Below are 1,723 nucleotides of genomic sequence, written 5' to 3'. Positions count from 1 at the left end.
AGCGCGGGGTCGTTGCGCCCGGCGATCGGGAATCCCACCGCCACATCCGAACTGGCGCTGAGCCGCGACAACAGCACCGCCAAGCCCGCCTGGATCACCATGAAGCTGGTGGCGTTGTGCGCGCGGGCCAGCGCACGCACCCGCTGCTGCAAGTCCGCCGGCCAGTCGACGGTCGCGCTGGCCCCGCGCTGATCGGCCACCGGCGGATAGGGCCGATCGGTGGGCAGCTGCAGGCGCTCGGGCATCCCCGCCAGCGCGTCCTGCCAGTAGGCCAGCTGCGCGGCGATGCGGCTGTGGCCATCGTCCAACTCGCCGAACTGCGCGCGCTGCCACAGTGTGTAATCGACATACTGCACCGGCAATTCGGGCCAGCCCGGGGTGCGCCCCGCACACCGGGCCGCATACGCCACACCCAAATCGCGTGTCAGCGGGGTGATCGACCAGCCGTCGGCGGCGATATGGTGCACCACGCCCACCAGCACATGCTCCTCGTCGCCGACACGGAACAGTGTGGCGCGCAACGGGATCTCGACCGCCAGCTCAAAGCAGTGCCGCGCCGCACCCTCGACCGCCTCGGCCAGCCGGGCCGGCGACCATGCGGTGGCGTCGACGACATCCCAACCCACATCGGCTCGCTCGGCGGGCAGCACCAGCTGCTGCGGTGTCCCATCGGGCGCCGGAAACACTGTGCGCAAGCTCTCATGGCGGGCCACCACATCGGCCAGCGCCGCACCCAGTGCGCCGGCATCAAGGTGCCCGCGCAGCCGCAGCGCCACCACCATGTTGTACACCGGTGACGGCCCATGCAACTGATCCAGGAACCACAACCGGGATTGGGCGAACGACAACGGAACCCGCGCCGGCCGCGCGCCGGCCACCAGCGGCTCACACCGACCCGCATCCTCACCGATGCGCGGCGCCAACCGGGCGATCGTGGGCGCATCGAACAAGGTGCGCACCGAAAGACCGGTCTCCAAGCCCGCGTTGACCGCGGCGATCAGGCGCATCGCCGAAATGCTGTCCCCGCCCAGGTCGAAGAACGAGTCATCCACACCGACCCGCTCAACCCCCAGGACCCGCGCATAGATGCCGGCCAGGATCTCCTGCACCGGGCCCGCCGGAGCGCGGTAGTGACCGCCATCGGCGTAGTCGGGTGCGGGCAGGGCGCGTTTATCGAGTTTGCCGTTGACCGTCAACGGCAGCGCCTCTACAACCACCACCGCCGCCGGCACCATGTAGGCCGGCAGCCGCTCGGCGAGCCGGGCGCGGATCTCAGTGGGCTCCGCGGTGCCGATGACATAGCCGACCAGGCGCTTGTCGCCCGGGCGGTCCTCGCGCACGATCACCGCCGCCTGCTGGACCCCGTCCAGTTCGGCTAGGGCGCTTTGGATCTCACCCAGCTCGATGCGATACCCACGGATCTTGACCTGCTCATCGGCACGCCCCAGATAGCGCAACTGCCCATCGGAACCCCAGCGCACCAGGTCCCCGCTGCGATACATGCGCGCTCCCGGCGCCCCGAACGGGCACGCCACAAACCGCGACGCGGTCAACCCCGGCCGGCGCACATACCCCACGCCCACCCCGCGGCCGGCCACATACAACTCGCCCACCACACCCGCCGGCACCGGGCGCAGCCACCCGTCCAACACGAACAACGCCGCACCCGGAACCGGCAAACCGATCGGCGGTATTCCTGAGCCCGCCGTCAGCGGTGCACTGA

Annotated in this window: 1 protein-coding gene; it reads right to left on the bottom strand. The window is 70.3% G+C overall.

The window, feature by feature from the left end; translation table 11 throughout:
• Window positions 1-1,723 (bottom strand): condensation domain-containing protein (locus AC5Y6X_RS24310; protein ID WP_499989697.1); only part of this gene is annotated, 1,723 nt, incomplete at both ends.

It is taken from the genome of Mycobacterium sp. NGS26, assembly GCF_059813025.1.
Note: the sequence above shows the minus strand (reverse complement) of the source record. Positions and strands in the feature narration are given on the sequence as shown.